We start from the raw sequence: 26,758 nt of genomic DNA on the forward strand, positions 1-26,758 counted from the left end.
AAACCAGAATTTACACAAAGATAGCAGCGCCCGGTCAGTGGCTAAAGCGGACATTGGTATGAGTCCGCTATCTGACAAACTTTTAATTTTCAGCTTACTCAATCATAGACCAGTTCTACCGACTGGTCGCCTACGAGGTAACGGAGCTCCAGTAGCAGGTTGTCATCCGGCTGCACCCGCCAGGATTCACCCAGCTCGATTCGGGTGGACGCCTCGGGGCTGCTGTACTCAATCCAGACCGGACTGCCATCACAGCGGAACGGCCTCAGGGTGGTGTCCAGTTTCTCCAGCAGTCCGTTCTGCAGCTGATCGGCGTGCAGGTTGAGCTTCAACCCACGGCTAAACTGCTGACGAGCGCTCGCGACATCCATCACCGAGCTCACCCGCATCTTCATCTGGCCGGAATAGTCGTCGTGGCTAACCTGCCCTTCCACGACAATCACCTGGTCAGATTGCAACAGTTCCCGGTTCTCAAAGAAGGCTTCCGAGAACAGGGTCGCCTCTATCCGCGCACTCCTGTCGTCCAGGGTGATGAAACACATGGTGGAACCGGTGCGGGTTTTCATGGTGCGCTGGGCAACCACCAACCCGGCGACGCGCTGGGGTGACTTGTTCGGCTTCAGATCGGCGATGGAGGACCGGACAAACCGCCGAACCTCTTTCTCGTATTCATCAAACGGGTGGCCGGTGAGGTAAAGCCCCAGGGTATCTTTCTCCCCTTTCAGCCGCTGTTTTTCGGGCCACTCGCGCATGCCGGCCACGTCCTCGTAGGGATCGCCACCGTCACCGGCCTCGAGCATTTCGCCGAACATATCCATCATGCCGACGGACTCGTTACGGGATTGCTGGCCGGCCTGCTGCACGGCCTTATCGATGCTGGCCATCAACTGAGCCCGGCTGGCGCCAAGCTTGTCCATGGCGCCGCACCGGATCAGCGCTTCCATGGCGCGCTTGTTGACCTTTTTCAGGTCAATGCGTCGGCAAAAATCGAAAATATCCTGATAGGGCTCGCCATCGCCACGACCTTCCACGATGCTCTGAATCGGGCCCTCGCCCAGGCCTTTGATAGCACCGAGGCCATAAACAATCTGGCCTTCGTCGTTGACGGTAAAGGTGTATTCCGAACGGCTGACGTCTGGCACCAGAAGATCCAGCTTCATGTTCCGGCACTCTTCCACCAGCGTGACCACCTTGTCGGTGTTCTGCATATCGGCAGTCAGTACCGCGGCCATGAATTCTGCCGGGTAATGGGCTTTCAGCCAGAGTGTCTGGTAGGACACCAGTGCATAGGCGGCGGAGTGGGATTTGTTGAAGCCATAGCCGGCAAACTTCTCTACCAGGTCAAAGATGTTTTCGGCCAGGGTCGTGTTGATCCCGTTCTGCTCACAGCCATCCAGGAAAAACTGCTTCTGCTTGGCCATTTCCTCGGGCTTTTTCTTGCCCATGGCGCGTCGCAGCATGTCCGCATTACCAAGGGTATAACCGGCCATCACCTGGGCGATCTGCATGACCTGCTCCTGGTACAGGATAACCCCGTAGGTGGGCTCCAGAACCGGCTTGAGGCCTTCGTACTGGTAATCCGGATGCGGGAAGGACATGGGTTGGCGGCCGTGCTTACGGTCGATAAAGTCGTCCACCATGCCCGATTGCAGCGGCCCCGGCCGGAACAGGGCCACGAGGGCGATCATGTCTTCGAGGGAGTCCGGTTGGAGACGGCGAATCAGGTCTTTCATGCCCCGGGATTCCAGCTGGAACACCGCCGTGGTTTCCGCTTTCTTGAGCATGTCGAACGAGGGCACGTCATCCAGCGGAATCTCGTTGATGTCGAGCGGCTGCATGCCCTTCTTTTCCCGGCGCGGATTGATCATGTTCAGCGCCCACTTGATGATCGTAAGCGTCCGCAGGCCCAGGAAGTCGAACTTCACCAGGCCGGCGTCTTCCACGTCGCCCTTGTCAAACTGGGTCACCAGGCTTCCGCCCTCGTCGTCGCAGTACAGGGGCGAAAAATCGGTGATCTTGGTAGGCGCGATCACCACGCCGCCGGCGTGTTTACCGGCGTTCCTGCACACGCCCTCGAGCTTCAGGGCCATTTCCCAGATTTCCTGGGCTTCCTCGTCGTTCTCAAGAAACTCGACCAGCTGTGGCTCCTGCTCCAGAGCCTTCTCCAGGGTCATGCCCGGCTCGAACGGGATCATTTTGGACAGCTTGTCGGCCAGGCCATAGGATTTGCCCTGCACCCGGGCAACATCCCGCACAACCGCCTTCGCGGCCATGGTGCCGAAGGTAATGATCTGCGACACCGCCTCTCGACCGTATTTCTGGGCGGTGTATTCGATCACCCGGTCCCGGCCCTCCATGCAAAAGTCGACGTCAAAGTCGGGCATGGAAACCCGTTCCGGGTTCAGGAACCGCTCGAACAGCAGGTCATATTCTAGTGGATCCAGGTCAGTGATCAGCTGGGCGTAGGCCACCAGCGAGCCGGCACCGGAACCCCGGCCCGGCCCCACGGGCACACCGTTGTTCTTGGCCCACTTGATGAAGTCCATCACGATCAGGAAGTAGCCCGGGAACCCCATCTGGATGATGATATCCAGCTCGAAGTTCAGGCGCTTGTAGTAGGCCTCGCGTTTGGCATCGTATTCCGGATCGTCCTTGCTGAGGGTCTTGGCCAGCCGCTCTTCCAGCCCCTCCTCGGAGACCTTCCGGAAATAGTCGTCCATGGTCATGCCATCGGGAATCGGGTAATTGGGCAGGAAATACTCACCCATCCGAACCTTCACCGAGCAACGCCGGGCAATCTCCACGGTGTTCTCGATTGCTTCCGGGATGTCGCTGAACAGCTCGATCATCTCATCGGCGCTGCGCAGGTACTGCTGGTCACTGAACCGGCGATCACGGCGCGGATCATCCAGGGTACGACTCTCACCGATACAGACCCTGGCCTCGTGAGCCTCAAAGTCTTCCGCCTCCAGGAAGTGCACATCGTTAGTGGCAACCACCGGAAGGCCAAGAGCACCGGCCAGCTCAACACTCAGGTGCAGGCAGTCTTCGTCTCCTGGACGACCGGTGCGCTGTAACTCGAGGTAGTAGCTATCCGGGTACAAATCCATCCAGTAACGGGCGCGCTCGCGGGCCAGTTCCGGTTTGCCCGCCATCAAAGCCTTGCCCACATCGCCCATTCTAGAACCAGAGAGCGCAATCAAACCGTTCGGCCGAGCCTCAAGCCACTTGCGCTGGATGATCGGCTTGCCAAACCGCTGCCCCTCGGTATACCCCAGGGAAATGATTTCGGTGAGGTTGAGATAACCGTCGTTATCTCGCGCCAACAGCGTAATGCGGAACGGATTCTCGGGCTCGTCCGGATTTTCCAGCCACAGATCGGCGCCAATGATGGGCTTGACGCCCGCGCCCATGGCCGCCTTGTAAAAGCGAACCAGCGAGCACATGTTGGATTGCTCGGTAAGGCCAACAGCCGGCATGCCCAGCTCGGCAACGCGCTTGATCAGCGGTTTAACCCTGACCAGGCCATCCACCATGGAGTATTCGGAATGGACGCGGAGGTGTACAAAAGTCTGCGACATAACGTCAGGTTATTCCTGCTGTGTAATTCAGTTGGGGCGGCCGGCTCAACCGCCGATCACGGCCCGGAGTTCTTCTTCGGTCTGGGGTCCAAAACGGGTCTCTACCAGATCGCCGCCCGGATTAACCAGAAAAGTGGCAGGCAGCGCGACCGGTAATTTCCAGCCGAAACCCGGCCCTGGATCGTCCGCCAGCATGGTAAATTCAATGCCCATACGCTCGCCCAGTTCGACCAATGCGTCGCCCCGCACCCCATCAAAATTGACGGCGAGTACGGTAATGTCGGGCGCCTTGTCCAGCTCATTGAGCTCGGGAATTTCTTCGAGGCACGGTTTGCACCACTCCGCCCAGTAGTTAACCAACACCCACTGGCCGCGCAAGGTGTCCCAGTTCAGTTTTGTGCCTTCTGCCCGCTCAAGCTCGATTTTCTGGCAGCCGGACATCGCCAGAATGAGCAGCGCCACGGCCAGAACACGCAGGCCGGAACGCCTACGGACAGAATCAGGGTACTGCACTGGAAAACCTCCTGTTAGACTACCGGCCACAGAAATCGTGGACTCCATTCAGACAATCAGGCACGAAGATGACAGAACCCACCCGGATTTTCCACAACCCTCGCTGCTCGAAATCCCGCCAAACCCTTGAACTGCTTACCGAACGGGGAATTGAGCCAGAGATTATACGCTACCTGGAAACACCACCGACAGAGCAGGAGCTCAAGGATATCCTGAACGCACTGGATCTTCGCCCCCGCGAACTGATGCGCACGAAAGAAAAAGAGTATAAAGAACAGGGCCTGAACAGCCCCGACCTGAGCGACGAACAACTCATCGCCGCGATGGTAGCAACACCGAAACTGATTGAACGACCGATTGTGACCGCCAACGGCAAAGCAGCACTTGGCCGGCCACCGGAAAACGTTCTCTCGATCCTGTAACGCCCAACAATCTCCTCCAGCCAGATCAGAAGGATCTCTGAAGATGTCCGATCAATTGCCCTATGTTCTCGTGCTATTTTACAGCCGCACAGGCCAGACTGCGGAGCTGGCCAGCCAGATTGGTCGTGGCGTGGCCCGGGTAACAGGCATGGAAGCGAGGTTGCGGGCGGTACCGCCGGTTTCACCGGACACGGAAGCGTCCCTGCCCGCAGTTCCGGACTCTGGAGCGCCTTACGCCAGCAAATCCGATCTCGCAAATTGCGCCGGCCTGGCCATCGGCAGCCCCACCCGCTTTGGCAACATGGCAGCGCCCCTGAAGCATTTCCTCGACACGACCGGCGACCTCTGGCTGAGCGGAACCCTGGAAGGCAAACCGGCGGGCGCGTTTACCTCTACCGGCAGCCTCCATGGCGGGCAGGAAACGACTCTCATGACCATGATGATGCCGCTGCTGCATCATGGCATGGTGGTCTGTGGTCTCCCCTACTCGGAGAAGAGTCTCGGCGAAACGGACACCGGTGGCACACCCTACGGCCCTACCCACTGGGCCGGAACCGGCGAACAGCAACCCCTGAGCACGCATGAGAAAGCCCTGTGCCAGGCCTTCGGCGAACGTCTGGCGCGACTGGCGCTGAAACTCGCTGACTGATACGCGACCGGGCGCAGGACGTACTTTGCTTTACACTTACCGACTCCGGAACACACTATGCTGAACAACCCGAAGGCCCGCATCACTGTGCGGGCGACGATCGCCCTTTACATCGGCGTGCTTGCCACCCTGCTGATTACCACGTTCTACCCGGCTCCCGTCGAGGGTGTTTCAATACCCCTGATGCTGGCGGTGAAACTGGTCCCGCTTCTGCCCTTTGCGGTCACGGTCTTTCGCGGTCACAATCGGGGCTATATCTGGATGTCCTTCGTGGTGATCTTCTACTTCACTCAGGCCGTTGTTTCGGCATGGCTGAGCGAAGGCGCCCCGGGGCCGGTCATTTTGACGGTACTGACCTTCCTGTTGTTCACTGTTGCCATGATTCACCTGAAGGTGAACCGGCCGGTGGCAGACGGAAACACACCCTGAAGACCTGGAACTGACCCTCTATGGCTGACACAAGCAACTCCGGAACGGTGCAGCGGCCACCCGCGCCGCCCAGAAGTACCCTGACCCTGAGAGATGTTTGCACCGCGCTTGTTACCAGCGGGGAAATCAGCCAGGAAGACGCAGAGCGGGTGTTGTCGGCCAACCTGGGCGCGGCAACCGGCGACGGACAGAAAGGCAGGCGCCACCCGCTGGAACTGGTGGCGATTGCCGCGCTGACCAGCCAGAAGAGCGGTCGTACCCTGGATCTGGATCGGCTGACTCACTGGCTGGCCGACTGGGCGGGGCAACCCTATTACCATATTGATCCCCTCAAGATCGACACACCCGCCATTGCCCGGGTGATGTCTTACGCCTTTGCGCAGCGCCATGGCATCCTGGCCGTTGAGATCGGAGCCGATGAGGTGCTGATCGCCAGCACAGAACCTTTCAAGAGCGATTGGGTGCAGAACCTTCAACAGGCCGTTCGCAAGGATATCCGGCGCGTTGTCGCCAATCCCGAGGATATCCGCCGGTACACCGTGGAGTTCTACCAGCTCGCCAATTCCGTCAGCAAGGCCAGCGGCAGCCAGGGCCCGGGCGTTGCCGGCAACCAGAATTTCGAGCAGCTGCTCGATCTTGGCGCCAGCGAACACCCGGACGCCAATGACCAGCACGTCGTCAAGATTGTCGATTGGTTGCTCCAGTACGCCTTCGACCAGCGCGCCTCGGATATTCACATAGAGCCCCGCCGCACGGTCACCCAGGTCCGGTTCCGGATCGACGGCGTTCTGCACAACGTTTATGAGTTCCCCGAGCATGTGGGCGTGGCGGTGACCAGTCGCCTCAAGATCCTCGGTCGCCTGAATGTGGCGGAAAAACGCCGCCCCCAGGACGGTCGTATCAAGACCCGCAAACCCGACAACCGGGAGGTGGAACTGCGTCTGGCCACCATGCCGACTGCCTTTGGCGAAAAGATGGTCATGCGGATCTTTGATCCAGACGTGCTTTTGAAGTCCTACGAGCAACTGGGATTCGGCAAGGAAGACCGCCAGCGCTGGCAGGAAATCACATCCCGCCCGCACGGCATCGTCCTTGTCACCGGGCCCACTGGCTCCGGCAAGACCACGACCCTGTATTCGACCCTGAAACAGATTGCATCGCCCGAGCTGAACGTCTGCACCATCGAGGATCCCATCGAAATGGTGGAGCCGGCGTTCAACCAGATGCAGGTTCAGACCAATATCGACCTGACCTTTGCAGCCGGCGTAAGGGCGCTGCTGCGTCAGGACCCGGATATCATCATGATCGGCGAGATCCGCGACCTGGAAACGGCGGAAATGGCCGTGCAGGCTGCCCTGACAGGCCACCTGGTGCTATCGACCCTGCATACTAATGACGCCCCGAGTGCGATCACCCGGATGATGGAACTGGGCATTCCGCCTTACCTGATTCGGGCAACGGTACTGGGCGTGATGGCACAACGGCTTGCCCGAACTCTGTGCCCCCATTGCAAGGCGCCCGGGCCCGCGGACGAACAGGCGTGGCAGACCCTCACCCGGCCCTGGAAAGCGCCGGTTCCAAAGCAGTTCTATCAGCCCGTGGGTTGCCTGGAATGCCGGAACACAGGGTATCTTGGCCGCGCAGGGGTTTATGAAATTATGACGCTGTCAGGCGCATTGCTACGACAGATCACCGATCATTGCGAGCTGGAGCAGCTGAGGCTGGATGCCTACAAGGAAGGCATGAAATCCCTGCGCTTGAGTGGTGCACAGAAAGTGGCCGCCGGCCAGACAACGGTGGAAGAGATTCTGAGGGTGACGCCGGAAAGCCAGCGCTGAATGAGGGTCAGGCTCCCGGGCGCAATCCGCACTGGCCCAGTAATTCCTGCCATGCTTTGGTGTGAGCCATCATGGCCACGTCCAGTTCCCGCCACAGGCTGGCCTCGGCGCTCTGTGAGAGATGCCGCTCATACCAGCCGGCGAAACTTTCTGGCATGACCGCCCGCTGCATTTCCGCCAACTGCTCGAACGGCTCGATGAGCGCCACCCGTCCCTGGGTCACAGTGCTCATATAGGGTTGGATCTTTTCGATATAAATACTGAAAAACATACTCTGAACAATATCCGACTGGTTGTTCGGCTGGCCGTTAATACACAGAGGCTTGCCTTCAATTCTCTGCCTGAGCAATGCCGTCCCGTCCTTCAGCCTTGCAGTCAGAAGAAGCGCGCTGTTGATCAACTGACCGGCGCGGTATTCTGCCTGCCAGCGCTGATGAACGTCGCCGGCAAAGTCGAGGGAAACCGCCAGATCTTCAGAGTACAAACGGGCCACTGCTGCGTTCAGGCTGTCGATATCAAGGGCGAGATCAGACACCGGATTGCCCTCTGGCGCGACGGGATAGTAGCCCTTGGCCAGGGTAAACAGCTTTTCGATTTCTTCGACGCCCCAGGTGGCATTCCAGATAGCAATGGGCAGGGATTCAAGCTTGCTCTCGATACCACCGACAAGCTCTTCGGCGAACTCCTCATCTTCTATATCCGGCAGACAGTCCCTGGCCGCTTCGATAAACCGGATTTCATAACGAAGGCGGTTCAGGGGCTGCATAACCCGCCCCATCACCGAGTTTTTCTCACCAACAACGTACTGGAGTTCACAGCCGTAGAGCGATAGAAAATCGAGCATTCCCATGTCCAGTTCGGGCATGGTCAGCACACGGTCACGGCGGCGGGGAAGCTGGCTGGCGGAGGGAATGTCAGAAAACTCGGGATCGGCTTCCAACACGCGGGCCACCCGCTCCACATACTCGTCCATCATGGGACGCGCATCCGAGAACGGGTCGCAACCGGCAATAAGCACGGCGAGAACCGGCGCAAAGATTCTGCAAATTCCGGTTCCGGGCATTCATTCCTCCTGCGATGGCGTTAAAAAGCCCCGGGCCTAGCGCTTTTGCAGCAGGGTATCGACCTCCGCAAAATCACTGGCAACGAAACGTTCGGTTTCCGGCAGATCTCCCTCGCGAACAAGCCAGGCAGTTTGCATGCCGGCTTCCTCGGCTGCCTCCAGTTCAGCTTCCACATCAGACAGGAACAGCACCGTGCAGGCCTCGACGCCCAACTCAGACAGAATATTCCGGTATGAAACGGTCTCTTTCTTGCCACCGATACGGGTATCGAAATAGCCCGAGAAAAACGGCGTAAAATCGCCTTCCGTGGTAAAACCGAAAATCAGCTTCTGGGCTTTCACCGAACCTGATGAATATACGAACAAACGCAGCCCCCGATCATGCCAGCGTTGAAGGTAGTCGGCTGCGTCAGCATAGATGTGACCTTTCAGCTCTCCCTGCTGATATCCCTGCTCCCAGACCATGCCCTGCAGCGTCTTAAGAGAGGTTTCCTTGCGGTCTTCCCTGATCCAGGTTTCAAGCACTTGGATCAGCCCTTCGACATCCTCACGCGCAACGCCTGAAACCTCGGCCACTGCGTCCAGTTGCTCAGACACAGCCGGGCTGTCCTGATGCTGTTCACGGACAAAACGCGGCAGGTGCTCGCTGGCATAGGGAAACAGGACATCGTGCACAAACGAAATAGAGCTGGTGGTGCCTTCGATATCCGTGAGCACAACCCGGATCATTCGGCCGCTCCTGCCAGCGCCTCATAGCGAGGCAGGCGACCGGCGATGTCTTCACCGGTAAAGTCCGCCACCCAGCCCTCGGGGTTGGTGAACAGGCGAATGCAGGTAAACGCAGGCTCCGGGCCCATATCAAACCAGTGACGAGTGCCATCGGGCACACTGATCAGATCGTTTTTCTGGCACAGCACGGCGAAAACCTCGTTGCCGAAGTGCAGGTAAAACAGACCCTGGCCACGGACAAAGAAACGAACTTCGTCTTCACTGTGGGTGTGCTCATCCAGAAACTTTTGCCGGAACGCGTCTTTCTGCGGATTGTCCGGGTTCAGGCTGATCACATCCGCGGTCTGAAAACCACATTCGTGCTTCAGTTTCGAGACTTCCTCGCTGTAGGCCTCAAGGATGTCTTCCTGGGATGCGTCAGCCGGCAGATCTTTCGTTGGCCACTGCTCATAGCGCACACCGTGGCGGGCCAGAAGCTCCCGTATTTCTTCAGGATTCCCGGTCACTTTGCGTGCCTTTTCGGGCTGGCTCTGGTCGAAAATACTCAGGGTAGTCATGGGCGAACCCTCATGGTTTCAAGCTCACATTCAAACAGGAATTCAAAGGCCTCGACATGGCGCAGGCAATCGGCCATGGTTTTGCCCCAGGTGTACAGGCCATGGCCACGAATCAGGTAGCCTGGCTGTTCCGGATGCTCCCGGAACCATTCGCGAGTTTGCTCCGCCAACGCGTCGATGTCCTGGGTGTTGTCGAACACCGGAACCGTCAGGACTGATTCGTGGGTCTCAACGCCGGTAAACGCCTTCTGCAGCTCATAGCCTTCCAGCGCCAGTGGCTGGCCGGGCTCAAGCAGACGACTGAGCACCGTTGCCTTCACCGAGTGGGTATGCAGAACCGCGCCCACCTCGGGAAAGACCTCATACAGCACCGTATGCAGCCTTGTTTCTGCAGAGGAGCGACAGTCGCTCTGTACCGGCCGGCCGGCCAGATCGACCACCATGACATCACCCGCCCCCAGCTGCCCCTTGTGACGGCCTGAAACAGTAATGGCGATGTGTTCGGCATCGATGCGGGCAGAATAGTTACTGCTGGTTGCGGGCGACCAACCCTGCTGGTACAGGAATCGACCGGCTTGCACAATCGCATCCGCGGCGACGGCGTATCGGGTTACATCAAACACGAGTTCTCTCCCGGGTTTCAGAGCGCTTGGGACACTCCCATGGGCGCCATTATAGGGACGAACCAGCTCCTCGCAAATGATGCCGTGCGGCAATCAGATCGGCGACAATGGAGACAGCAATTTCTGCCGGTGTCTTGCTCGGAATATCAACACCAATGGGAGCTCGCAGGCGTTCGAGTGCCTCTTTTTCAAGCCCCAGAGATGCCAATCGTTCCCGCCGGGCTTCCGAAGTTCTTTTCGACCCCATTGCGCCTATGTAAAAGGCACTGGAGTGAAGAGCTGCAAGCAACCCCATATCGTCGATGCGCGGATCATGGGCGAGGGCCAGAATACCGGACCAGGCGTCGCCAAACTGTGTCGAAATCAGATCATCGGGCAGGCGCCGGTCCAGGGGAATCCCTTCAAAACTCCAGCCGGCGGCGAAGGCCTCCCTCGGCTCACAGAGGGTGACAGCAAAATCCGCCGCGGTCGCGAATTCAAAAACGTAACGGGCGACTTCGCCCGCACCGATCAGCAACAGCCGGCACTCGGGCTGCAAAGCATGAAGAAGCTGTTCACCGTCGAAGTGGACCGCGTTACCGGCCCGGGAGACAGAATGCTCCAGCGTCGGAGCCCCGTTTATCGGCACGCGACGAACCACCGGTTCGCGATCGCGCAAGGCAGCCGCCAATGCCTGAACGTGATCGAGACCCATCTGGCCCCGGAAGGGTTCAATCAGAAGCCGTATCCGGCCACCGCAAGGCAGCTGGAAATGATCCCGGTCATCATCGGTGATTCCATAATCAACGAAAACCGGATGTTCCGGCCCGTCTTCCGCTGTGCGCCGGAGCAGATCCTCTTCCAGACAGCCACCGGACACCGACCCGCTCCAGTGACCGGATTCTGCAATCGCCAGCCAGGAGCCGACCGGACGCGGCGAGGAGCCCCAGGTGTCCACTATGGTGCAAAGCCAGGCTCTCTGACCTTCCGCCAGCCAGTGAGACATTCTGTCTAATACGGTCTGGCGGCCAGTAGCGACCGAATAGGCGACGCTTGAATCAGGCATTGGCTCTCAATGGCAGGCTACGCTGCCGCTTTCCATTGAGCGCAAACAGGGCATTACCCAGGGCCGGGATCACCGGCGGCACGCCAGGCTCGCCGACTCCGGTCGGCGACTCGCTGCTTGCAACAATATCCACCAATACCTCAGGACGCTCGTACTGCCTCATTAGGGGGTAGTCGTGGAAATTGCTCTGCTGGACCTCGCCATTCTCCAGCGTGATTTCTCCATAAAGTGCCGCGGTCAGCCCAAACAGGATACCGCCCTCGATCTGGTCCTCCACGATACGGGGGTTAACGACCTGGCCGCAGTCCACCGAACAGGTGACCTTGTATACCCGGATCGCACCATTCTCGACTCCGGCTTCCACCACCTGGGCAACGTACGTTCCGAAACTCCGGAACAGGGCGAGCCCCCGGGCCCGCCCTTCTGGCACAGGCGACTGCCAGTCGGCCAGCCTGGCAACCCGGTCAAGCACTTCAAGGTGCCTCGGCTCGTGGGCAATAAGGCGACGACGGAACTGGTAAGGATCCTCACCTGCCTCATGGGCAAGTTCGTCCATGAAAGTTTCGACGGCAAACCCGTTGTGGGAAAAACCTACCGAACGCCACCAGGTAATCGGAATGCCGGGATCGGTGTGGGTATGACGGATATCAATATTGGGGACCCGGTAGGGGTATTCGATAGCCCCCTCAATCGCGGAGTGATCTTTCGGCGTGGCAATGCCTTCGGCCATTAGCCCGACTGAGCCAAGTGTGTCGTACATGAATTTTGGCGCCCAGGGATACTGGGCAGGGGCCGCATTGCGGACATACCAGTCCAGGATCTGAGGACCAACAATCTGGTGATGCCAGCCCGTCAGCTCAGCACCAGACAGGCTGGCTTTCATACGGTGCAGCATGGCAGGGCGATAGAGATCGTGACGGGTGTCCTCTTCACGGGACCAGATGACCTTAACCGGCCGTCCGACCCGATAGGCCACTGCCGCCGCTTCTTCGATATAGTCCTGAGTCAGTCGACGGCCAAAACCGCCGCCGAGAAAGGTCGTATTGATAGTGATATCGTCGGGGCCAAGATTGGTCACCCGGGCTGCTGCTATCCGGCCAAGGTCCGGCGCCTGTGTAGGGGCCCACACCTCCATGCCGTCCTCTCGGTACCAGGCCGTGGCACTCATGGGCTCCAATGTCGCGTGGGCCAGGTAGGGCTGGGCATATTCCGCTTCCACCACCCGGTCGCCCTCCTCCATGGAACTGGCAAAACTGCCCTCACTACGCTCGGACTCTCCGGGATCGTCATCGGCGGCGGCGCGGTAGGAGTCGAACACGTCGCCCGTAGACAGAGACACGGCATCCGAAAAATCCCAGTCTATCTTGAGCGCGTCCTGAGCCTTCCGGGCACGCCAGTATTTGTCGGCAACAACGGCCACGCCACGCTCGATCTCAAAAACATCAAGCACACCCGTCATTGCACGGACCTGATCAGCGTTGAAGTCCCGAACGCGGCCGCCGCGTCGGGGAGAGCGTGAAACAACGCCGTACACCATGTCCGGAAGATCGACATCAATCCCGTAAACTGCGGTTCCCGTGGACTTCGCCCGGGCATCGAGTTTGCCTCGCTGCTTGCCAATGTATTTCCATTCGCTCTGCGGCTTGAGCGCTATGTCACCACGCAGCACTTCTTTGGCGGCCAACTCAACCAACTGGCCATAGGCCATGGAGTCGATACCGTTCGGGTGCACCACCCTGCCTTCACTGGCGCGACATTCGGTTGCTTCGACGTTCCATACACGTGCTGCCGCCATAACCAGCATTTGCCGGGCTTCCGCTCCGGCCGTTCGAAGCGGCTCCCAACTGGTCGCAACACTGGTGCTACCGCCTGTCAGTTGAAGCTTGTACAGAGGATTTCGATACTCCGGCGCCACAGGTGCAAAGCGTGGGGTGATCCGCTCCGGCTGGATTTCCAGCTCTTCGGCAATCAAAGTGGTCAACCCGGTGTAAGTTCCTTGCCCCATTTCGACCCGGGCCAGGGTGAAGAAGACTTCATCATCGGCAGTCAGTTCCAGCCAGGCATCGGGACGCCATTCGCCCGTGTCCGGCTCATACCCCGTCTGGATTCCCGCGCAGCCCGGCAACGTTATTGAAACCATGAGGCTCCCGGAGGCCCCGGCACTGACCTTGAGGAAATTTCGTCGATTCATCGCCATGTTATGCGGCCCCTCCCTGAGCGCCGTCTGACGTATCAGCGACGACGGATTCCACGGCTGCAATGATCCGCGAGTAGGTGCCGCATCGGCAAAGATTGCCTGTCATGGCCGCAACAATTTCCTCACGTGAAGGCGCCGGATTGCTGGCCAGAAGGTGGGCCGCACTCATGATCTGGCCCGACTGGCAGTAGCCGCATTGAGGAACGCCGTGTTCTATCCAGGCATCCTGCAGTGCATGAAGACGACTTCCCTCCCCCAGGCCTTCAATCGTAACCACATCACCACCCGCGGCCATTTCGACCGGTGTCGAGCAGGAGCGCACAGGCTGCCCGTTCAGGTGAACTGTGCAGGCACCACAGAGGCCCGCGCCGCAACCGAATTTAGTTCCCTTGAGCCCCAGCTCATCACGCAATACCCATAGAAGAGGCGTATCCCCTTCAATGTTCAGCGACCGCTCGTCGCCATTGACTGTCAGGCTCACGGCCATCCCAACCCTCTCCTTTACCTGTCTCCGGTGTTGTTTCCGGCTTTATTATTGTCGCTACCCCTATGGCAGATACCAGAGTCCTATCTGACGACTTCTTCGCCATCCTTGTTAACCCAGATCTTGCGTTCGCCGGACTCCATCTTGCCGTTTGAGTCCCAGACCTCCCGATCCGTTGTGGCCTCTTCAACCTTGCCGTTGTCGTTCCAGATAACTCGATCCTTACAGCCCGCCAGTGCCAGTACGGCGAATACAACCAATACAGCTTTTTTCACGACGATAACCTCCGTTCAGCCGCCACCGCGGCTCGTGTTAAGGAATACCTGGGATTGGCAGCCCTAACGGCTGCCGTGGAGTTCACGATTATGCTGCTTATCCCGGTCACTCTTTCGCACCATGACATAAACAGCCCCCGTACCACCATGGTGTTTCTGGGCCGAATGAAAGGCCAGGACATCGTCCAGCTCCGGCAACCATTTGGCGAGGTAGCTTTTCAACTGGGCGATACCATCAGGATTACGCTCGCCCTTGCCATGAAGAATGATGACCGACCGCAGGCCATAGCGCACGCAATCACCGATGAACCTGAAGACTTCGCGACGGGACTGCTCAACGGTCATACGGTGCAGATCAAGGCGCGCTTCGATCGGATACTGGCCCAGCCGGAGCTTTCGAAATACGCCGTGCTGGATGCCTGGCCGCTGCCAGCTCAGGATATCGTGGGCCGTAAGCGGCTCTACCATGTCGGAAGTCAGGGGATTGGTGTCCCGCGCGGGCTTTTCAACAGCCGCCCGCTGACGTTCCAGATGACCTGGCGTCAGTTCCCGGGGCGTTGTCACCTCGGCCCGGTTGGGCTTGCGGATACGCCGGACGTCTTTCATTTCCTCAAGGAAGCTGAGGCGCTCTTCTTTGGTAGTCATGGCGTTACAATTAATGACCTGTTTCAGAGACCGACTTTACCACCTGGGTAACCGGCCTTAAAGAAAACTGATCTATGTCAGACTTATTGCGACCAAAATCGTAGGGCAACAGATGCTTTGGCTACACTACACTTCAGACGGACAATAATAACCAGCGAGTGACGACGGACATGGCCTCAGCGCACCAGGAAAATGACCGCCCGCAGAACATCCGCGCCATCATGACGTTTTTGCGGGAACACGCGCCTTTCTCCAGCATGGATGACTCCCATCTTGCGCATTTCGCGGAGAACGCCTCCATCCAGTTCTACGCCGATGGCGATATCGTGCTGTCTCCGGATCAGGATGTCGTTAAACGATTTTACGTGGTCAAACAGGGGCGGATTCGTGGCGAGCGCCACAACGACAAAGAAGACCGCACGGAAACGACCTTCGAGATCAGCCAAGGCGAGTGCTTTCCCCTCGCCGCCATGATCGGCGAACGGCCAACCAGAACCCTGCATCGGGCAGACGGCGACACCTTCTGCCTCAGCATCGGGCAGACAGCGTTCGTTACACTCTTTGCTGAAAGCGAACCTTTCCGGGATTTTTGCCTGCGGGGCGTCAGCAGCCTGCTCGATCAGGTGAACCGGCGCATACAGTCAAGTGCCATGGCCTCAATCGGGTCCAGCACGTCCCTCGATACGCCACTTGAACGCTATGCCCTGCGCAATCCGATTGTCTGCTCGCCCGATCTGCCGGTGCGTAAAGCCGTGGCCCGAATGCACGAAAACAACGTCGGCAGCATTATCGTTACCGATGAAAACCGTATCCCGACCGGCATTTTCACACTGCGGGACCTTCGCACCATGATCGCCGAGGGCACCGGCCCCCTGGATACACCCATACAGCAGGTAATGACCAAGAATCCCTGCTGCCTTCCCTCCCATGCGGATGCGTTCGAAGCTGCCATGCTGATGGCGGAGCATCATTTTGCGCATCTTTGCGTCATCGACGATGACCGTAAACTGATTGGCGTGGTTTCGGAACGAGACCTGTTCTCCCTGCAGCGCGTGGACCTGGTAAACCTTGCCCGCACCATTGGCACGGCCACCCACCTGCGCACCCTGGTCAGCCTGCGAACAGACGTATCACGCCTGGTGGATGCGATGCTCGCCCACGGCGCCGACTCCGGGCAGGTGGTCAAGATCATCACCACGCTCAATGATGTAACCGTCAGACGGGTCCTGGAACTGAACATCAAGAAGAACGACCCGGGCATTCCCTTCACCTGGCTGACGTTTGGCAGCGAGGGCCGCCAGGAGCAGACCCTGCTGACCGACCAGGACAACGGCATACTGTTCCAGACGCCGGAAGGGATGACCGCCGAACAGGTCCGGGAAAAGCTGTTGCCCTTTGCGCGAAAGGTAAACGACGAACTGGCCGAATGTGGCTTCACCCTGTGCAAGGGCAACATCATGGCCAGTAACCCGAAACTCTGCTTGAGCGACAAGGAGTGGGACGACTGGTTTATCCGGTTCATTGATGCCTCCACACCCCAGAACCTGGTGTATTCCTCAATTTTTCTTGATATGAGGGCTATCTACGGTCCAACCGAGCCGCTGAACGATCTTCTGGACAAGATCCTCACGCGGATCCGGAAAAACGCCCTGTTCCAGAAAATGCTTGCCGGGAATGCGTTCCAGCGGAAGCCGCCGCTCACCATGTTCCGCAATTTCCGCTATATATCCGAGGGCAACAAGCACTCACTGGACCTCAAGCGTCAGGGCCTGGCGCCGTTTGTTGAGGCAGTGCGGGTTTTCGCCCTGGCGAATGGCGTTGAGACCGCGAACACGCTGGAGCGCATGGATGAGCTGGCGAAAAAGGGCGTCTTCGATCCGAAAGATGCCAACGCCTGGAAGGAAGGTTATAGCCTGATCCAGGCGATCCGCATGCGGGCCCACCAGGAAATGCTGGCAAAGGGAGAGGAGCTCACCAACTACATCGATCCCGACGATCTGAACCCACTCGACCGTCGAATCCTGCGGGAATCTTTCAGGCAGGCGCAGCGGTTGCAACAAAAACTCGAAGTTACCTACCAACTCTGACCTTCAGGCGCGAGACATGCTGGAACAGATCAAACAATGGATTGAGCATCGCCGGGGCGGAAAAATCGGCAGCCACGATCCTGGCAATCTGCCCAACCCGAAAACGCCAGGAGAACAGTTGCTTACGGACTGCCGTCTGATCGTGCTGGATCTTGAAACCACGGGACTGAACCCCTCCAAGGACGAGGTGATCGCTATCGGGGCCGTCGCCATCCGCGGCGGCATTATCCATCTGGGCGACCAGTTCGACCTGATTCTCAGGCGTCCGGAGCTCGACATCCGCGAAACCGTGCTCATTCACGGGATCGGGCCCGAGGCGCTGACCCAGGGGCACGAAATCGAGGATGCCCTTCTTTATCTTCTTGAGTGGATGAACGGCGACCCTATCCTGGCCTACCACTCGGCGTTCGATCAAAAATTTCTGGAAAAGACCCTGAAGGCGCAGCTTGGCTATACCCAGCCTCATACCTGGATGGACGTGGCCGACTTGATGCCTGCATTTTTTCCAAACACCAAGACCGGTGGCAAAGGACTCGACAACTGGGCCGATTATTTCGGCCTTGAAGTCAGCGAACGTCACCACGCCGCTTCCGATGCTCTCGCTACAGCCGAACTTACCCTGGTCGCACTTAATAAGGCGCGGTCGGAAGGGGTAAAAACTCTCAAAGGGCTTTACGACAAGCTCCATTACCATCGGCGCCTGCAAAACATGCATCGTTTCTGAATCGATGCCTGGCGGAACATCGCATTTATAGACCGACGTCACGCCAAATTACTGAGAATTAGACCTTTTGCCAATATCTATAAATCGCTTGACCAGTAAAGTCAGTAGGGACAACTAGTCGGAGAAGTACTTATATGAATAATAAATTCTCTAACAGAAGTGCCTCACCAAAAACCCACCCAACCTCCACAACAACAAAACAGGAGTGATCCTATGTCAGCAGGTCATAGCTACGATGCTGAAGCGTACTGGAAGGCGAATCTGCGCCTGATATTCGGGAGCCTGATAGTCTGGGCCCTGGTATCTTACGGCTTTGCAATTCTGCTCCGTCCGATGCTTGCCGGTATTCCGATTGGTGGTACTGATCTGGGCTTCTGGTTTGCCCAGCAAGGTTCCATCCTCACGTTCATCGCTCTGATCTTCCACTACGCGTGGCGCATGAACAAGATCGATGAAAAATTCGGCGTGCACGAGGAGTAAGAACGAATGAGCCAATTTGCCATTAACATCATTTTCGTAGGGGGCTCATTCCTCCTCTACATCGCAATTGCTATCTGGGCCAAGGCCGGAAGCACGAGTGACTTCTACGTTGCCGGCGGCGGTGTTCATCCGATCACCAACGGCGCAGCAATCGGCGCCGACTGGATGTCCGCGGCATCGTTTATCTCCATGGCAGGTCTGATTGCTGCCGGTGGCTACGCCAACTCCACCTTCCTTATGGGCTGGACTGGCGGTTACGTTCTGCTGGCCATGCTGCTGGCTCCGTACCTGCGGAAGTTTGGCAAGTTTACGGTTCCCGAGTTTATCGGCGACCGTTTCTACAGCAAGAATGCCCGCCTCGTAGCGGTTATCTGCCTGATCGTAGCGTCTGTTACCTACGTTATCGGCCAGATGGCTGGTGCTGGTGTTGCCTTCTCCCGCTTCCTGGAAGTTGATTCCACCGTTGGCCTCATGATCGCGGCTGTCGTGGTCTTCATCTACGCAGTTATGGGTGGCATGAAGGGTATCACCTACACCCAGGTGGCACAGTACTGCGTGCTGATCATTGCCTACACCATTCCTGCTGTGTTCATCTCTCTGCAGCTGACCGGTAACCCGATTCCAGGTCTGGGTCTGTTCTCGACTCACGTGGATTCCGGCATGCCGATCCTCAGCAAGCTGAACCAGGTTATCACCGACCTCGGCTTCAATGAGTACACCGCCGATATCGACAACAAACTGAACATGGTTCTGTTTACCCTGTCGCTGATGATCGGTACTGCAGGCCTGCCACACGTTATCATCCGCTTCTTCACCGTACCCAAGGTGGCTGACGCACGCTGGTCCGCAGGCTGGGCTCTGGTATTCATCGCCCTGCTGTACCTGACTGCGCCGGCGGTTGCTTCCATGGCTCGCTTGAACCTGATGACCACCATCTACCCGGACGGCACCTCAGCGGAGCCCATCCAGTACGATGAGCGTCCGAACTGGATCAAGGAGTGGGAAGTAACTGGTCTTATCCAGTTCACCGACAAGAACGAAGACGGCCGTATCCAGCTTTACAACGACAGCGAAGCCTTCGCGCCTACGGCTGAAGCCCGCGGCTGGAACGGCAATGAGCTGGTCGTTAACCGGGATATCCTGGTACTGGCCAACCCGGAAATCGCCAACCTGCCAGGCTGGGTCATCGGTCTGATCGCAGCGGGTGGTCTCGCAGCAGCACTGTCCACAGCGGCCGGTCTGTTGCTGGCGATCTCCTCGGCGGTCAGTCACGACCTGATCAAGGGTTCCATTAATCCGGCGATTTCGGAGAAAGGCGAGCTGCTCGCAGCACGGATATCGATGGCCGTTGCGATCGTTGTTGCCACCTACCTTGGGGCGAACCCTCCAGGCTTTGCGGCACAGGTCGTTGCCCTGCCCTTCGGTATCGCGGCAGCATCCCTGTTCCCGGCGCTGATGATGGGCATCTTCTCCAAGCGCGTGAACAATACCGGTGCCATCGCTGGTATGCTGAGCGGTCTGACGTTCACCCTGGTATACATCTTCGTGTACAAGGGCTGGCTGTTCATCCCGGGTACAGCTAACCTGCCAGACACTCCTGAAAACTGGGTGCTGGGCATCTCCCCGCTGTCAATCGGCGCGGTTGGTGCAATCGTCAACTTTGCGGTAGCCTTCATTGTATCCAACGCAACTGAAGAACCGCCCGTTGAGATTCAGGAACTGGTTGAAAGCGTCCGTTACCCACGTGGTGCCGGTCAGGCTCAAGACCACTAAGCAACATCTCAGCCTGATTTGTTCGATGAACTGACAGGTTGATACTGAACGGGCTTCCTCAATGAGGAAGCCCGTTCTTTTTTGAGGAAGTCATAATATGCTCTGGACATTTGTCGCTACTGTAGTTTGCGGCCTTGGCGCTGCTGGTATTGCACTGGGTATTCGCGCCGCCACTCGAAACAAAGCCCCGAAGTGGATCATCCCCGTTTTTGCCGGCGCGGGCATGCTCGGCTATCTCATTTACATGGAATACACCTGGTTCGACCAGAAAGAAGCACGTCTGCCGGACGAAGCGGTGGTTGTGAGCACCGAATCCGACGGCATCCTGTGGCGCCCATGGACCTTCGTGCTCCCTTACGTCACCGCATTTTCCACGGTCGACACCAAAAGTATCAGCCGTGATACCAGCAGCGAAGACATCGTCCGGTTTACCCTCTATCGCTTCGAGCAGAAGATGACAGACGCGGTTTCTCATCGCGTTCACATCATTAACTGTGCGACCCGGGAACTGGTACCTCTGGGATCTGACGGAAGCCCGCGAGTGGATAACCTTAAACTGCTCGAGCCCGGAGACCCCCTGTATGAAACCGTCTGCGCCGAGTGATAACTCGTTAGCGTGATGCACCAACCTGCTGATACTGTCGGGAACGCGTAACCATGATTAGTGCCTGGCTGCTGGTCCTCATTTCCATCACCTACATCTCGATCCTGTTCGTGATCGCCTGGGCCGGCGACAAACACCCCGGGTTATATCGCAGGCGCCTGGCACGCACGCACATATACGCACTCTCCCTGGCAGTCTACTTCACCTCCTGGACTTTCTACGGCGCCGTTGGACGCGCCACCCAGGAGGGTCTGGGGTTTCTCCCCATCTACCTCGGGCCCTTGCTGGTCTTCGTGTTCGGTGCGCCCTTGCTGCGCCGGATCATCTATATCAGCAAGCGCAATAACAGTACCTCCATTGCCGACTTCATCGCCTCCCGGTATGGCAAATCCCAGCTCCTGGCCGCAATGATTGCAACCTTTGCCCTGATCGGCAGTGTTCCCTACATTGCGTTGCAACTGAAAGCCATTGCAATGGGCTTCAACGTGCTCTCGGCTACCGGAACAGGCTATGAAGAGCTGAGCACGGCGGCCTGGAGTGACTCCGCGTGGTACATCACCCTTGCCCTGGCGGTCTTTACCGTTCTGTTCGGTACCCGACACCTGGAATCCACCGAGCATCATCGGGGCATGATCCAGGCCGTGGCCTTCGAATCACTGATCAAGCTCGTGGCTTTCGTCGCTGTGGGGCTGTTCGTTGGCTACGGGCTCTATGGCGGGTTTGGCGATCTGTTTGAACGGGCTCGGGACGCCGACCTGATCGGCACCCTGACCACCGATGGTATCGAAGCGCCGGCATTCATTACCCAGACACTCATTGCCATGCTCGCGATCATCTGCCTGCCCCGGCAATTTCATGTCATGGTGGTTGAAAATACCGATCATCGGGACTTCGAGATTGCCCGCTGGGCTATGCCGATCTACCTGATCGTAGCCAGCGCCTTTGTGCTTCCTATTGCCGCTGCGGGCCTGCTGTCGCCCGAGGCCTCTGCTGGAAATCCTGACATCCTGATACTGCAGCTGCCGATCATGGCAGGCGAGGAATGGCTGGCCATACTGGCGTTCCTCGGTGGCGGGTCAGCGGCTGCAGCCATGGTAATCGTGTGCTCAGTGGCGATTGCCACCATGGTCAGCAACGAGATCATCATGCCGGCCCTGCTGAAATTTTTCCGACCAGGCATGAACCGGCGCACGGACCTCAGCTACCTGCTCCTGAGTATCCGCCGGGTCGCTATCTTTGTGGTGCTGCTCACCGCCTATGGTTTTTATCGGATGGCCGGCGAAGACTACAGCCTGACGGCCTTCGGCCTGCTGTCATTTGCGGCAGCGGCGCAGTTCGGGCCGGCGCTGGTAGGCGGCATTATCTGGCGCCGGGGCAATTACATGGGCGCCGTCTGGGGCCTTGGCCTTGGTTTCCTGATGTGGTGTTACACCCTGCTACTGCCGGCACTGGCCACCACCGGTTGGGTCAACGACACACTGATTGAGCAGGGAATCTGGGGACTGAACTGGACGCGCCCCACTGCCCTGTTCGGGTCCGAGCTGGACCAGACCAGTCACGGCATTATCTGGAGCCTCGGCATCAACACTTTGGTGTACATCGTACTTTCGATGCTGACCCGTCAACGTGTCCGAGAGAAGATCCAGATTGCCTCCTTCTTCCACGATCCGCAGCCCAAAGCGGAGACCGCGCAGCATCAGAGCTGGCAGGGCGAAATACTGACATCCGACCTCCAGGCGCTAACCGACCGGTTCATGGGTGAAGAACGCTCGGAAACCATTTTCCGGAATTACGAACGCCGCAACGCCATCCGTTTGCACCCGCACCGCCCGGCATCGGCGCACCTGATGAAATACATCGAGCGCCAACTGGCCTCGGTGATCGGCGCCTCCACCGCCAGGGTGGTCCTGGAATCGACCCTCACCGGCCGGGACATGCAGATCGAGGATGTGGTCAGCATCGTCGACGAAGCGTCCCAGGCCATGACCTTCAGCCGGGAGTTGCTCCAGTCAGCGATTGAAAATATCAGTCTGGGCGTGTCTGTGGTTAACCACCAGCAGCAACTGGTGGTCTGGAACCACCGATATCTGGAACTGTTCACCTACCCGAAGGGCTTCGTCAGGGTCGGTCGGCCTGTTGAAGATCTGATGCGCTATAACCTTACCAATGCCAATCTATCTGCCCGCCGGATTGATGAGATCGTCGTCGATCGCTGCACGAGCATGCGGGAGGGACGGCCGATGTCCTACGAGCGCCAGAGACCGGATGGTACGGTGTTACGCATCGATGGCAGCCCGATACCTGGTGGTGGCTATGTCACCACGTTCCAGGACATCACGGCCATGCGCAGAACCGAGCAGGCCCTCAAGGAGACCAACATCTACCTCGAGCAGCGGGTCAAGGAGCGCACCCAGGAGCTTCAGGTCATCAATGAGCAGATGCTGAAGGCCAAATCGGTGGCAGAACAGGCGAACCAGAGCAAGACACGCTTCCTAGCCTCTGCCAGCCACGACCTTCTCCAGCCCCTGAACGCAGCCAGACTGTTTACCTCTGCTCTCGCCGGGAAAGCAGATGACGGCGAGATGAAAGATCTCGTGGACCACATCGACAGCTCTCTCGGGGCTGCCGAGGAAATCATCAGCACCCTGCTGGATATTTCAAAGCTGGACGCGGGTGCGTTGGAGCCCGATATCGGGGTCTTCCCCGTGAACGAGATCATGCGCCACCTGGCAACCGACTTTTCAGCAATCGCCAAGGACCAGAACCTGGAGCTGCACGTTGTGCCCAGCACGGCCTGGATCCGATCCGATTCCAAATTGCTGCGTCGTGTGGTCCAGAATTTCCTGTCCAACGCCATACGTTACACGCCGGAAGGCAAGATTCTGCTCGGGTGCCGGCGTCTGAAAGGCTATATTCGTATAGAAGTCTGGGATACCGGTCCCGGTATACCCGAGGACCAGCTGGCACACATTTTCGAGGAATTTCGTCGGTTTCAGCATGGCCGGGATAAAAAGGGCCTGGGGCTCGGTCTCGCCATCGTTGACCGTATCAGCGGCATGCTGAACCACCCGGTCAGCGTCCATTCCGTCCAGGGCCGAGGCAGTGTCTTCGGTATCACCGTGCCAACAGCGGCTCCGGAACAGAACGAGACCACCGCTGCCAAGCCCGCATCGGGCTCACGCAGGGTATCCAACCTCGGAGGCCTGCATTTCCTGTGCATCGATAACGATCCGGCTATCCTGCAGGGCATGGTCGCGTTGCTTGGGAACTGGAAATGTGACGTAACGGCCGCCGAAAGCCTGGAAGACGCCATGGAAAAACTGGAAGGGAATCGGCCTGATATTATACTTGCCGATTATCAGCTAGATGATAACAAGAACGGCCTCGATGCCATGGACAGCATTCGCGGTGCTCTTAATGCCAACATCCCGGGCATACTCATCACCGGTTATATGGCGCCTGAAGTTCGGGAGGATGCCATCAACCGGGGCTACCAGATTCTCTACAAACCGGTGAAACCGGCTGCACTGAGGGCACTGGTTAACAAGCTACTGAAACAGAAGCGCTCATGACCGACACCAAAGCGGACGCCAATCCTTTCGGCAAACTCAACTATCTCGTGATCGATGACTTCGAAAATTTCCGGTTGTCCATTCGCCAGATGTTGCGCAGTTGTGGCGCTGACTCTATCGAGCTGGTCTCCAATGCCAGTCAGGCCATCCAGCACTGTACCTACAATCACGTGGATGTCGTGTTGTGCGACTTCAACCTGGGAGAGGGCAAGAATGGCCAGCATATCCTCGAGGACCTCCGGTATAAAAAATTACTGAAGCGCTCATCCCTGTTCCTCATGGTAACAGCGGAGACTTCCAAGGAAATGGTCATGGGGGCGAGGGAGTACCAGCCCGATGCCTATCTGACCAAGCCCATCAACCGGGCTGTACTCGAGAAACGTCTTAGCGCCCTGATCAGCCAGCGCAACACACTCATGCCCATCAATCGGGAAATCGACCGGGAAAACTACCCGGAAGCCATTTCGCTCTGTCTCCAAATGCTGCCCCGGCAGCCACGTTACAAGACCTGGTTAATGAAAACCCTGGGCGACCTGTATTTCCAGCTCGGGGACCTGGCGCACGCGCTCAAAACCTTCGATGACGTTCTTGCACAACGGGAATTGTCCTGGGCAAGGCTCGGACGCTGCAAAGTCCTGCTCGCCAATCGAAGCTTCGACCAGGCTGTTGAAGGCCTGCGAGAGCTTATTGCAAATCATCCGGACTACATGGAGGCCTATGACCTTCTGGCAGAGGGGTTCGAACGGCAGGGCCGGCCGACACAGGCACAGCAGGTACTGGAGAAAGCCATAGAGCATTCCCCCAATGCCCTACTTCGGCAAAAGCATCTTGCACAGCTGGCCGGCTCCAACCAAGATCTCGAAACATCATCCGAGGCCTGGCAGCGCACAATAGAGCTTGGCACCCACTCGATTCACGACAATTCAGAGCATTACCTCGCCTTGGGCCAGGCACTTTCCGACCTCAGCGAGGGCAATCTTGAAGAAGAAGGCAAAGAAAAAGCCAGGGAAGCACTGACCGTTCTCAAGAAGATGGAAAAACGATTCGAGGCCGAGGAAGGTATCAGTTTGCGGAGCCAGATCGTCCAGTGCCGGGTTTATGCGGGACAGAGTCAGGATAAAGAGGCGACCGAAATCCTCGAGAGGATCAGACCGAAACTCGACAATGCCGCAGCCCTGGATGCCGCAACGGGTCTTGATTACGCCAAGACCCTGTTTCGACTCGGACATGAAAGCGACGCCAAAGCGCTATTACGAGAGATGTCAGAGCGGTTCAGCAACGAGCCTGACATACTTCAGAAGATTGAAAGCCTCCTTGATGAGCCCGTAGGGTTCCGGCAGAAAATCAAAGCCCGAACCCTCAACCGGGATGGCATAAAAGCGTTCGAAGCCGGGAACCTGCAAGAAGCCGTGGAGATCTTTTCAAAGGCTCTGGAAATCGTCCCGGACCACGCTGCCCTGAACCTTAACCTGGTTCAGGTGCTGATGAAGGAGAATGACAACAGTCCCGGTAACGCTGAGCTCCTCAAACGCTGCCAGACTTGCCTGGATCGCCTTGCAGGACTGCCGGAGCAACACCGCCAACATCGGCGCTATATCGCCTTACAACAAAAACTGAAGGGGCTGATGGTATGAAAGACCAGAATATCGATTTTTCCATGGTGCTTGCCTCAGCCGTTCACGATATGAAGAACTCGCTTGGCATGCTCCTTAATTCCCTCGACGAGCTTCGCAGCGAGCACGAGGAAAGCCTCGGGGAATCTTCCCGCTTCAATACCTTGCAGTACGAAGCCGAACGGATGCACAACGATCTGGTGCAACTCCTTGGTATCTACCGGCTTGGCGAGAACAACCTCTCGGCACACATTGAGGAGCACTTTGTGCCGGATTTCCTCTCGGAACACCTGGCCAGACACAACCCTCTTCTGCAAGGGCTCGGCATTGATGTTTCCGTGGACGCTGAGGACATAAACGGCTTTTTCGACGAGGATCTGTTGACCGGTGTACTCAATAACACCATCAACAATGCCATCCGCTATACCCGCAGCAGAATCCGGCTTACCGCTGGTGAGAGAGACGGTTATCTGGTGATCGGTGTTGAAGACGATGGCAAGGGCTATCCCGACAGCATGCAGCACACGGGAACACTCAACTTCAAATCCCTTGATTTCAAGAGTGGCAGTACCAGCCTCGGGCTGTTCTTCGCCTCATCCGTTGCCAGACTGCACAGTGAGGGAAAGCGAAGTGGGTCGATAAAACTCCACAACGGTGGAAGCCTCGGTGGTGGTGTGTTTGAGATCTGGCTGCCCTGATCCAGGTCTTTTCTGAAGGCAATAAAAAACCCCAGCATCGAGGATGCTGGGGTTTTTGGTATTAGGAGCCTGACGATGACCTACTCTCACATGGGCAACGCCACACTACCATCGGCGCTGGTCTGTTTCACTTCTGAGTTCGGGATGGGATCAGGTG

Annotated in this window: 23 protein-coding genes and 1 rRNA gene; 12 read left to right on the forward strand and 12 right to left on the reverse strand. The window is 57.8% G+C overall.

What is annotated here, in order from left to right; genetic code table 11:
* Positions 1-98: 98 nt before the first annotated feature.
* Together dnaE and AC13E3_RS15775 are read right to left on the reverse strand one after the other, a co-directional pair.
* Positions 99-3,581, reverse strand: a complete 3,483-nt coding sequence (gene dnaE, locus AC13E3_RS15770; protein WP_062784907.1) for a DNA polymerase III subunit alpha — start codon at positions 3,579-3,581, stop codon at positions 99-101.
* Positions 3,582-3,626: 45 nt separating this feature from the next.
* The gene (locus AC13E3_RS15775) at positions 3,627-4,094 is read right to left on the reverse strand and encodes a TlpA family protein disulfide reductase (protein ID WP_104271467.1); all 468 of its coding nucleotides are present in this window, start codon (positions 4,092-4,094) and stop codon (positions 3,627-3,629) included.
* A 68-nt stretch (positions 4,095-4,162) separates the two neighbouring features.
* On the opposite strand from AC13E3_RS15775, the gene arsC reads away from it, so the two are divergent.
* From arsC to tfpB, 4 genes are read left to right on the forward strand one after another with little or no spacing between them, the layout of a single operon-like run.
* Positions 4,163-4,516: an arsenate reductase (glutaredoxin) gene (gene arsC, locus AC13E3_RS15780; protein WP_008172904.1), complete on the forward strand. Its 354-nt coding sequence runs from the start codon at positions 4,163-4,165 to the stop codon at positions 4,514-4,516.
* Positions 4,517-4,559: 43 nt separating this feature from the next.
* Complete coding sequence (gene wrbA, locus AC13E3_RS15785; protein ID WP_008172906.1) at positions 4,560-5,165, forward strand: NAD(P)H:quinone oxidoreductase; 606 nt, start codon at positions 4,560-4,562, stop codon at positions 5,163-5,165.
* 57 nt (positions 5,166-5,222) lie between these two features.
* Positions 5,223-5,594 carry a DUF2069 domain-containing protein gene (locus AC13E3_RS15790; protein ID WP_008172908.1) on the forward strand — a complete coding sequence of 124 codons (372 nt, stop codon included), beginning with the start codon at positions 5,223-5,225 and terminating at the stop codon, positions 5,592-5,594.
* Between the two features lie 20 nt (positions 5,595-5,614).
* A complete protein-coding gene (gene tfpB / locus AC13E3_RS15795) occupies positions 5,615-7,432 on the forward strand; it encodes a type IV pilus assembly ATPase TfpB (protein WP_482902212.1) in 1,818 nt (605 codons plus the stop codon).
* Positions 7,433-7,439: 7 nt separating this feature from the next.
* Here tfpB and AC13E3_RS15800 read toward each other — a convergent pair whose 3' ends face one another.
* From AC13E3_RS15800 to smrA, 9 genes are all read right to left on the reverse strand, one after another.
* The gene (locus AC13E3_RS15800; protein WP_092031932.1) at positions 7,440-8,495 is read right to left on the reverse strand and encodes a DUF3080 domain-containing protein; all 1,056 of its coding nucleotides are present in this window, start codon (positions 8,493-8,495) and stop codon (positions 7,440-7,442) included.
* Positions 8,496-8,531: 36 nt separating this feature from the next.
* A complete protein-coding gene (gene mtnC, locus AC13E3_RS15805; RefSeq protein WP_053114902.1) occupies positions 8,532-9,224 on the reverse strand; it encodes an acireductone synthase in 693 nt (230 codons plus the stop codon).
* A complete protein-coding gene (locus AC13E3_RS15810; RefSeq protein ID WP_008172914.1) occupies positions 9,221-9,781 on the reverse strand; it encodes a 1,2-dihydroxy-3-keto-5-methylthiopentene dioxygenase in 561 nt (186 codons plus the stop codon). The genes mtnC and AC13E3_RS15810 overlap by 4 nt, the downstream gene beginning before the upstream one ends.
* Positions 9,778-10,404, reverse strand: a complete 627-nt coding sequence (locus AC13E3_RS15815) for a methylthioribulose 1-phosphate dehydratase (RefSeq protein ID WP_053114901.1) — start codon at positions 10,402-10,404, stop codon at positions 9,778-9,780. The genes AC13E3_RS15810 and AC13E3_RS15815 overlap by 4 nt, the downstream gene beginning before the upstream one ends.
* Before the next feature lie 49 nt (positions 10,405-10,453).
* The gene (locus AC13E3_RS15820; protein ID WP_482902213.1) at positions 10,454-11,449 is read right to left on the reverse strand and encodes an XdhC family protein; all 996 of its coding nucleotides are present in this window, start codon (positions 11,447-11,449) and stop codon (positions 10,454-10,456) included.
* The gene (locus AC13E3_RS15825; RefSeq protein ID WP_405419093.1) at positions 11,442-13,646 is read right to left on the reverse strand and encodes a xanthine dehydrogenase family protein molybdopterin-binding subunit; all 2,205 of its coding nucleotides are present in this window, start codon (positions 13,644-13,646) and stop codon (positions 11,442-11,444) included. Before AC13E3_RS15825 ends, AC13E3_RS15820 begins: the two co-directional genes overlap by 8 nt.
* Before the next feature lies 1 nt (position 13,647).
* Positions 13,648-14,133, reverse strand: a complete 486-nt coding sequence (locus AC13E3_RS15830) for a (2Fe-2S)-binding protein (RefSeq protein WP_053114899.1) — start codon at positions 14,131-14,133, stop codon at positions 13,648-13,650.
* An 80-nt stretch (positions 14,134-14,213) separates the two neighbouring features.
* Positions 14,214-14,405: a membrane lipoprotein lipid attachment site-containing protein gene (locus AC13E3_RS15835; RefSeq protein ID WP_008172919.1), complete on the reverse strand. Its 192-nt coding sequence runs from the start codon at positions 14,403-14,405 to the stop codon at positions 14,214-14,216.
* 63 nt (positions 14,406-14,468) lie between these two features.
* Positions 14,469-15,050 carry a DNA endonuclease SmrA gene (gene smrA / locus AC13E3_RS15840; RefSeq protein ID WP_008172920.1) on the reverse strand — a complete coding sequence of 194 codons (582 nt, stop codon included), beginning with the start codon at positions 15,048-15,050 and terminating at the stop codon, positions 14,469-14,471.
* Positions 15,051-15,220: 170 nt separating this feature from the next.
* Between smrA and AC13E3_RS15845 the strand changes: the two genes are divergently transcribed.
* From AC13E3_RS15845 to AC13E3_RS15880, 8 genes are all read left to right on the forward strand, one after another.
* The gene (locus AC13E3_RS15845) at positions 15,221-17,137 is read left to right on the forward strand and encodes a putative nucleotidyltransferase substrate binding domain-containing protein (protein WP_014576697.1); all 1,917 of its coding nucleotides are present in this window, start codon (positions 15,221-15,223) and stop codon (positions 17,135-17,137) included.
* A gap of 16 nt (positions 17,138-17,153) precedes the next feature.
* Positions 17,154-17,861: a 3'-5' exonuclease gene (locus tag AC13E3_RS15850; RefSeq protein ID WP_008172922.1), complete on the forward strand. Its 708-nt coding sequence runs from the start codon at positions 17,154-17,156 to the stop codon at positions 17,859-17,861.
* Between the two features lie 213 nt (positions 17,862-18,074).
* The gene (locus tag AC13E3_RS15855; RefSeq protein WP_008172923.1) at positions 18,075-18,341 is read left to right on the forward strand and encodes a DUF4212 domain-containing protein; all 267 of its coding nucleotides are present in this window, start codon (positions 18,075-18,077) and stop codon (positions 18,339-18,341) included.
* 6 nt (positions 18,342-18,347) lie between these two features.
* Positions 18,348-20,114, forward strand: coding sequence for a sodium:solute symporter family protein (locus tag AC13E3_RS15860; RefSeq protein WP_482902214.1), 1,767 nt, complete (start codon positions 18,348-18,350; stop codon positions 20,112-20,114).
* A gap of 97 nt (positions 20,115-20,211) precedes the next feature.
* Entirely contained in the window at positions 20,212-20,718 is a 507-nt protein-coding gene (locus tag AC13E3_RS15865; protein ID WP_405419089.1) for a hypothetical protein, read from the forward strand.
* Positions 20,719-20,771: 53 nt separating this feature from the next.
* Positions 20,772-24,290, forward strand: a complete 3,519-nt coding sequence (locus AC13E3_RS15870; protein WP_008172926.1) for a hybrid sensor histidine kinase/response regulator — start codon at positions 20,772-20,774, stop codon at positions 24,288-24,290.
* Positions 24,287-25,924: a tetratricopeptide repeat protein gene (locus tag AC13E3_RS15875; RefSeq protein WP_405419086.1), complete on the forward strand. Its 1,638-nt coding sequence runs from the start codon at positions 24,287-24,289 to the stop codon at positions 25,922-25,924. Before AC13E3_RS15870 ends, AC13E3_RS15875 begins: the two co-directional genes overlap by 4 nt.
* Positions 25,921-26,601: a sensor histidine kinase gene (locus tag AC13E3_RS15880; protein WP_008172928.1), complete on the forward strand. Its 681-nt coding sequence runs from the start codon at positions 25,921-25,923 to the stop codon at positions 26,599-26,601. Before AC13E3_RS15875 ends, AC13E3_RS15880 begins: the two co-directional genes overlap by 4 nt.
* A gap of 67 nt (positions 26,602-26,668) precedes the next feature.
* Here the strand turns inward: AC13E3_RS15880 and rrf are convergent.
* Positions 26,669-26,758: ribosomal RNA gene (rrf, locus tag AC13E3_RS15885) — 5S ribosomal RNA — on the reverse strand; the annotation flags it as partial.

The organism is Marinobacter sp. L-80 (assembly GCF_056859395.1).